The following is a 7,401-nucleotide window of genomic DNA, read 5'->3' as shown; positions in this document are numbered from 1 at the left end:
TGGCTTTGGTTCAAAAATCAGCAACAACAAACGTAAAAGCGGGAGAAAACGGGGGCCATACTTTATCGCATGTTCAAATTGTGCGCAACTTGCAAACTTTGGACTTAGATGGAAAAAACAACGGCAGCGCAACTATTGCCATTCCTTCAACCTTAAACAATCAAAGTTTGGAAGTGGTTGCTTTTTTGCAAAACAACGGCAACGGACAAATTTTGGCGGCTGCTAAATCAAGTTTAAATAATTCGGCTGCCATGGGTTCAGCAAAAAACGTAAATGCTTCCAAGTAATAAACCCTTAATATTTTAACGATACTGTTTTTAGCACACTAATTTTGTTGTGCTAAAAGAAGCATCAGGAAAAATTTTAATCAACGTAAAAAATTTAAAGCCGCTAAAATTGAATTGCAACTTATGAAAGTTATCAAAGAAAAACATTCGCTGTTGATGCGGTGGACGCATTGGGTCAACTTCCCGATCCTAACGATTATGATTTGGAGCGGCATGCTGATTTATTGGGCAAGCGATACGTATTCCATCACTTTGTTTGGCCACACTTTCGTGCACTTTTTCCCCGAATGGTTTTACAAATTTTTTAATATCCCGGCCAGGCTGGCAGAAGGCATGGCTTTCCATTTTTTGTTTATGTGGTTTTTTATGCTGAACGGGGTTTTATATGTGCTTTACACACTGATTTCGGGTTCATGGCGGGAGTTGGTTCCGCAAAAAAACTCATTTAAAGAAGCTTGGCTTGTGCTGTTGCACGATCTGCATATCCGTAAAACGGCACCGCCACAAAACAAATACAACGCCGCACAGCGCATTGCTTACACGGCAATTATTGTAATGGGCTTGGGTTCGGTTATCACCGGTTTGGCCATTTATAAACCGGTGCAGTTTTACTGGTTAGCCTGGCTTTGCGGCGGTTATCATTTTGCCCACATCTTGCATTTTGCTTTAACTATTGGCTATGTTTTGTTTTTCATCATCCATATTGTGCAAGTTGTTTTGGCGGGATGGAACAATTTCAGGTCGGTAGTTTCGGGTTTTGAAGTCGTGGAAGAACCTGCTTCAACAATAAAAGATAATTTAAATCCGTCCGTTAAATTTAATAACCATCCTTTTTGAAACAATCTAATTATGGAAAACCAAACCAATCAAAACGAAGAAACTAAAAAGGAACTGACGGTTGAGCAAAAGATCAAACGGCGCAATTTTATCTCGTTTTCCACCTTTTTTGTTTTGGGCGGCGCAACCTATGGCGGCTGGAAATGGCTGTACCATGCACCCGAAGAAACGGCCGGCATCACCGCCGGGGCACGAAAACCTTTGCGCCGAGCCTTAAACAAAACTGAACTTTTCTTTCGGAAATTTTACAGTAACAACCACGAACTGAAAACTTACCCAAAATCTATGGCGGCAAAAAACGTACGCGTAAACAGCGATATCGGGATTGACGATGAAGGTTTTAAACCGGAAAACTGGCAATTAGCCGTCGTAAAAAGCAAGAACGATGTTTTAAAAGTTACGATGGCCGAAATCAAAGCTTTGCCCAAAACTGAGCTTGTTTACGATTTTAAATGTGTGGAAGGTTGGGACCAGATCCAGCATTGGGGCGGTGTTAAATTTGCCGATTTTATTGAACATTTTAAATTGGATGAGCAAGCCAAAATGCCCTACATTGGTATGGAAACGCCAAACGGCGAATATTATGTGGGCCTGGAAAGCGAAAGTGCCCTGCACCCGCAAACTTTATTGGCTTATGAAATGAACGGCCAGCCGATCGAGTTGGAACATGGCGCGCCGCTCCGTTTGATCATCCCGGTTAAATATGGCATCAAAAACCTGAAAAGGATCGGCAAAATTAGTTTTAGCAACCAACGGCCCCGCGATTATTGGGCCGAGCAGGGCTATGATTATTATTCGGGTTTGTAAAGGCTTGTTTACATTTATAAAAAACCTTCGATATTCTCAGGATTAGTGCCGATGCTTCTTTTACCCTATAAAAATTGGTGTCTGTATCAATTTACATAAACCAAATGTTTACCAATTTTTAGGTGATAAAAGAAGCATGGGATTTTATTGAAGAAATTTTAAATGAGCCTTGACTAAAATAATTAACAGAAATAAGATTTTTCATTTCCGAAGAAAATATTGCCACAACTTTAAAATTTAAAATACAATTATTCTACATCTTTACCGCAACCGATCCGCCGACCGTACCAACTTCTCATCCCGATTAATACCCCGAATGGCAAAAAAGATCAGCACAATCGCCAACGAAGGCAGGATAATGCCCAAGCCGTAATTCTCGGTCCGTAAGGTAATATCGCCTGCAATCGTTTTAACCGTTTCAGCCGAAAAAAAGCTGTAGCCAATTAACAAAACAATCATGATATAGCAATAACTGCTTTGTTTTTTGCGGTTTTTATACAAAAAAATGCCTGCTAAAGGAAGCAAGGCCGCGGCAACCGTAGCCAGCGTGAGTAAAATAAAGGAAGAAGTTTTGGTGCGCACGCCATTAACTACTTCATAAATCCCGGCGGCGGTAATGCTGTCGGCATGTCCGTTTATAATCAGGTTGTTCACCATCGGGAAAAGGAACAGGGAAAACAGCACCAAACTGGCCGCCAGTAAATAAACGCTTTGTATTCGTTGTATCATTTTTATTGTGCTAAAAGAAGCATCAAAGATAAGATACTTTGTAAAATAATTTTCGGCCGATGTTGCTTTTCAGCTTTTGTTACCTTTGTGGCAGTGGACGAAAAACAACGGTACTTTGCAGAATTGGCTTTTGATGGCACGCGTTACCACGGCTGGCAAATCCAGCAAAATGCGCTGAGTGTGCAGGAAGTTTTTAACAAAGCTTTGCAGGTTTTGCTTCGGCAACCCATAGAAACGGTTGGCTGCGGGCGGACAGATACCGGCGTGCATGCCAAGCAATTGTTTGTGCATTTTGATGTAGCGGTCAGCGGTCAGCAATCAGTAATCAGCGAGCAGCGATCTGCGGTCAGCTATCAGCCATCAGTAGTCAGCGATTTGCAGTTGGAAACCAGACAGGAACTGATAGCTGAAAGCCGATTGCTGACCTCCTCCTTAAACGCCATCCTTCCCAAAGATATCGCTGTAAAAAACATCATTCCCGTTCCGGCGAATGCACATGCGCGTTTTGATGCAACACTGCGGGCTTACGAATACCACATTCATTTCGGTAAAGATCCTTTTAAACAAAATTACAGTTGGCAGTTGCGCGATTTTCCGGATTTGGGTCTGATGAACCAGGCCGCAAACATCATCAAAGAATACCGCGATTTTAGTTGTTTCAGCAAAAGCAACACGCAGGTAAAAACCAATTTTTGTATGATAAAAGAAGCATGCTGGATGGAGAAAGAAGACGGGTTGGTTTTCCATATTTCCGCCGATCGTTTTCTGCGAAATATGGTTCGCGCCATTGTTGGAACGTTGATTGCGGTAGGAAAAAAGGAAATAAAACCCGAAGCTGTAAGATCAATCATCGAAAGTAAAAACCGGAGCAAGGCCGGCGTTTCTGTTCCGGCCTGCGGTTTGTATTTAACCAAAGTCGTTTATCCGTATATTGCTTCAACCTAAAAATTATACAATTCAAAACAATTAGCTAACAGGGACTTACAACTTACAACTTACAATGGCAGGCGTAACCGGAAAAGCACTCGATATCAAACTACTGGGCAGGGTAATGCAATACGTAAAACCTTACCGCACGCAGTTTATTTGGGCTGCTTTTTTAACAGTTTTAATGGCCGGTTTATCGCCAATTCGTCCGTTTTTAATTCAGATTACGGTAGATAAATACATCCTCAATTCGGATTTTAACGGACTGGTAAAAATGTCGGTTTTGATGTTGCTGCTTTTGGTGGTACAATCTGCCGTGCAATATTTTCAAACGTATTTAACCAATGCGCTTGGCCAATCTGTAATCCTCGATCTCCGCACCAATGTTTTCAACCACATCACCAAACTCCGCCTAAAATATTTCGATCATACGCCGATTGGTGTTTTGATTACCCGCGCCGTTTCTGACCTGGAAACCATTGCCGATATTTTTTCGGAAGGTTTGATTTCGATCATCGGCGATATGCTGCAACTCATCGCGCTCATCGGCATCATGTTGTACACCGATTGGCGTTTAACGCTGGTTACGCTGATCCCGATGCCGCTGCTGATTATCGCTACGTATTGGTTTAAAGAAGCGATAAAAACTTCGTTTCAGGAAGTGCGCACGCAAGTTTCGCACTTAAATACTTTTTTGCAGGAACATATTTCGGGCATGAGCGTGATCCATTATTTTGCCCGCGAAGAACAGGAAATGCGCAAGTTTGTGACCGTGAACGAGAAATACCGCGACGCCAACATCCGTTCTAACTGGTATTATTCCATCTTTTTTCCGGTAGTCGAAATCATTTCGGCGATGTCGCTCGGTTTGCTGGTTTGGTACGGTTCTACGCGTATTCTGGCCGACCCGCTGCATATTTCTCCGGGAACCATTACTGCTTTTATCTTGTATATTAATATGGTTTTCAGGCCAATACGCGAACTGGCGGACAAATTTAACACACTGCAAATGGGCATGGTTGGTGCCGATCGGATTTTCAAGGTTTTGGATACCGATGAAACGACCGTGAACAACGGAACGCTTGCCCCAGCAACTATTCAAGGTGAAATTGATTTCGACCACATCTGGTTTGCTTACAATGATGAAAATTATGTGCTAAAAGATGTATCGTTCCACGTTAATCCCGGCGAAACTTTGGCTTTGGTTGGCGCAACCGGTGCCGGGAAATCATCTACCATCAATATTTTAAACCGCTTTTATGAAATCAGCAAAGGAACGGTCAAGGTTGATGGCGTAAACATTCAGGATTACGAATTAGGGTTTTTGCGTTCGCAGATTGCAACCGTGATCCAGGATGTGTTTTTGTTTTCGGATACAATTGCCAACAACATCAGTCTGAACAATCCGAATATTAGTCGCGAGAAAATAATTGCTGCCGCAAAAGAAGTAGGCGCACACGATTTTATCGAACGTTTGCCCGGCGGTTACGATTACGAAGTGATGGAACGCGGCTCTACACTTTCGGCCGGACAAGCGCAATTGATCTCGTTTATTCGTGCTTTGGTTTATGATCCGAAGATTTTGGTTTTGGACGAAGCCACTGCTTCCATTGATACAGAAACGGAAGAACTGATCCAGGAAGCCATTTTTAAACTGATGAAAGGCCGTACATCGGTGGTGATTGCGCACCGTTTGTCCACCATCCAAAACGCTAATAAAATTATTGTGTTGGACCATGGCGAAATCAAAGAAATGGGCACGCACCAGGAACTGCTCAAACTAAACGGCTTTTATAAACGCTTGTACGATTTGCAGTTTAATTCCAGCGGGATTGCCAAGGTTGCGGAAGAATAAGTTATCTTTATATTCATATTTACTACTTGGATTATGATTATTGAAAGAACAAAAGATGAAGTGATAATTAGATTATCTCCTACAATTAATGAAGAAAACCTACAAGAGTTGGCCAATTACGGGAGATATTTAGAATTGACCAGTAAATTTAAAGTAAGCCAGCAACAGGTTGATGATTTGGTTAAAGAAGTTAAAAAAGGCAGACGGGCAAAAACTGAATCAAAGTTAGATTTGTGAATAATACCATACTGTTTTTATCCACATAAATTCTACTTCAATCCAAACCAGAACAATCAAATTCTGGTTCTTCCCTCATGCAAACCAAAACATTCAACCAAACCGACACCGACCGCATCATCGAAATGGCTTGGGAAGACCGCACGCCTTTTGAAGCCATCAATTTCCAATTCAACTTAAAAGAGCAGGAAACCATCGAACTGATGCGCCGCGAACTGAAACCGCAAAGTTTTAAACGCTGGCGCAAACGCGTGCAAGGCCGAAGCACCAAACATCTGATGCTGCGGAGCGAAACGATGGACCGGTTTAAATGCGACCGGCAACGACAAATTTCTGCCAATAAAATCAGTAAAAGGTAATAGCTTAGCAAAAGCAGTTGGAATACTGTTTTTACGGCATGAAAAACCTTTTCGCTAACCTTACTTTCCAGGTTGTTACGGCCATTATTTTTGGTGCACTAATCGGCTTCCTTTTTCCCGGTTTTGCGCCCACGGCAAAATTAATCAGCGGTGCGTTTATCAACCTGATTAATATGTTGATTGCACCGATCATCTTTTTAACCATCGTTTTGGGCATCGCCAATATGGGCGACATGAAAAAAGTTGGCCGTGTTGGCGGCAAAGCGTTGTTGTATTTTGAATTCGTTACCACGTTTGCCCTACTGATTGGTGTTTTGGTGGCACATTTGATCGAACCCGGAAATGGCTTTCAATCGAAAATACCAACCGATGCAAGCAAAATTGCGGTTTACCAAAAAGCTGCTGCGGAAATGAAATGGGGCGAATTTATCACGCATATTGTTCCGCATAATATTATCGAAGCTTTTGCCCAGGGCGATATTTTGCAGATACTGTTTTTTGCCATTCTTTTTGGGTACGGTTTGAATAAGATGGCGGGCGAAGGCAGTTCGGTTTTACGCGGGTTAGACAAACTTTCCAAAGTGTTCTTCAACATCATGAAAGTGGTGATGAAACTTGCTCCGCTCGGCGCTTTTGGCGGAATGGCTTTTACCCTTGGCACTTACGGCGTTAGCGCGTTGCTGCCGATGGCCAAGCTGATGGCTTGTGTTTATGTAACCATGATCTTGTTTATTTTTGTGGTTTTGAACGTGATTTGCCGGATTTACAAATTCAGTTTATGGCAATATTTAAAATTTATCCGGCAAGAAATTTTGATTGTTCTCGGCACTTCGTCTTCAGAATCCGTTCTGCCAAGTATGATGCAAAAAATGGAACAATTTGGTTGCGCCAAGCCAGTTGTTGGTTTGGTGATCCCGACGGGTTATTCTTTTAATCTGGACGGAACGACAATTTATTTATCCATGAGCGTGATCTTTTTAGCGCAGGTTTTTCATATTGATCTTTCCCTCGCGCAGCAGTTAACGATTATTGGTATTTTGATGGTTACTTCAAAAGGTGCGGCCGGCGTTACCGGAAGCGGTTTTATTGTGCTGAGTTCTACTTTGGCTGCAATAAAAGTTATTCCGGTCGAAGGGATTGCGATTTTGCTTGGCGTGGATCGGTTTATGTCGGAAGCGCGGGCGATAACCAACATGATTGGCAACGGAATTGCGACCATAGTCATCGCCAAAAGCGAAAAGGAATTTGACGAAGCGAAGTATTTAAAAGCAATTGAATGATGCTTCTTTTACCGGTATTTTTTCAGGCTGTCATTTCCTTTAGATTAGCAGATGAATAAAAGGCATAGTTATTATTGTTGTTT

At 42.2% G+C, this 7,401-nt stretch carries 9 protein-coding genes; 8 read left to right on the top strand and 1 reads right to left on the bottom strand.

The annotated features are described in order from the left end of the window. The 3 genes from Q0192_RS17735 to Q0192_RS17725 form a co-directional block, all read left to right on the top strand. Positions 1 to 287, top strand: a 287-nt coding sequence (locus Q0192_RS17735) for a DUF1223 domain-containing protein (RefSeq protein WP_299291658.1), incomplete at its 5' end; no start/stop codon positions are given. Positions 288 to 410: 123 nt separating this feature from the next. Then, entirely contained in the window at positions 411 to 1,124 is a 714-nt protein-coding gene (locus Q0192_RS17730) for a cytochrome b/b6 domain-containing protein (RefSeq protein ID WP_299291656.1), read from the top strand. Between the two features lie 12 nt (positions 1,125 to 1,136). Next, entirely contained in the window at positions 1,137 to 1,931 is a 795-nt protein-coding gene (locus Q0192_RS17725; RefSeq protein WP_299291654.1) for a molybdopterin-dependent oxidoreductase, read from the top strand. A gap of 261 nt (positions 1,932 to 2,192) precedes the next feature. Here Q0192_RS17725 and Q0192_RS17720 read toward each other — a convergent pair whose 3' ends face one another. Then, positions 2,193 to 2,660, bottom strand: a complete 468-nt coding sequence (locus Q0192_RS17720; protein ID WP_299291652.1) for a DUF4293 domain-containing protein — start codon at positions 2,658 to 2,660, stop codon at positions 2,193 to 2,195. A gap of 93 nt (positions 2,661 to 2,753) precedes the next feature. Here Q0192_RS17720 and truA point away from each other — a divergent pair, with 93 nt between their 5' ends. The 5 genes from truA to dctA all read left to right on the top strand — a co-directional run bounded on the left by truA (position 2,754) and on the right by dctA (position 7,318). Beyond that, positions 2,754 to 3,605 carry a tRNA pseudouridine(38-40) synthase TruA gene (truA, locus tag Q0192_RS17715; protein WP_299291660.1) on the top strand — a complete coding sequence of 284 codons (852 nt, stop codon included), beginning with the start codon at positions 2,754 to 2,756 and terminating at the stop codon, positions 3,603 to 3,605. Between the two features lie 55 nt (positions 3,606 to 3,660). Beyond that, positions 3,661 to 5,442, top strand: a complete 1,782-nt coding sequence (locus Q0192_RS17710) for an ABC transporter ATP-binding protein (RefSeq protein WP_299291649.1) — start codon at positions 3,661 to 3,663, stop codon at positions 5,440 to 5,442. A gap of 33 nt (positions 5,443 to 5,475) precedes the next feature. After that, positions 5,476 to 5,679, top strand: a complete 204-nt coding sequence (locus tag Q0192_RS17705) for a hypothetical protein (RefSeq protein ID WP_299291646.1) — start codon at positions 5,476 to 5,478, stop codon at positions 5,677 to 5,679. A 77-nt stretch (positions 5,680 to 5,756) separates the two neighbouring features. Then, complete coding sequence (locus Q0192_RS17700) at positions 5,757 to 6,038, top strand: TIGR03643 family protein (protein ID WP_299291644.1); 282 nt, start codon at positions 5,757 to 5,759, stop codon at positions 6,036 to 6,038. Between the two features lie 38 nt (positions 6,039 to 6,076). After that, positions 6,077 to 7,318, top strand: a complete 1,242-nt coding sequence (dctA, locus tag Q0192_RS17695; protein ID WP_299291642.1) for a C4-dicarboxylate transporter DctA — start codon at positions 6,077 to 6,079, stop codon at positions 7,316 to 7,318. Positions 7,319 to 7,401 lie beyond the last annotated feature (83 nt).

The sequence above is a fragment of the uncultured Mucilaginibacter sp. genome (assembly GCF_937859865.1).
GTDB lineage: Bacteria > Bacteroidota > Bacteroidia > Sphingobacteriales > Sphingobacteriaceae > Mucilaginibacter_A.
Note: the sequence above shows the minus strand (reverse complement) of the source record. Positions and strands in the feature narration are given on the sequence as shown.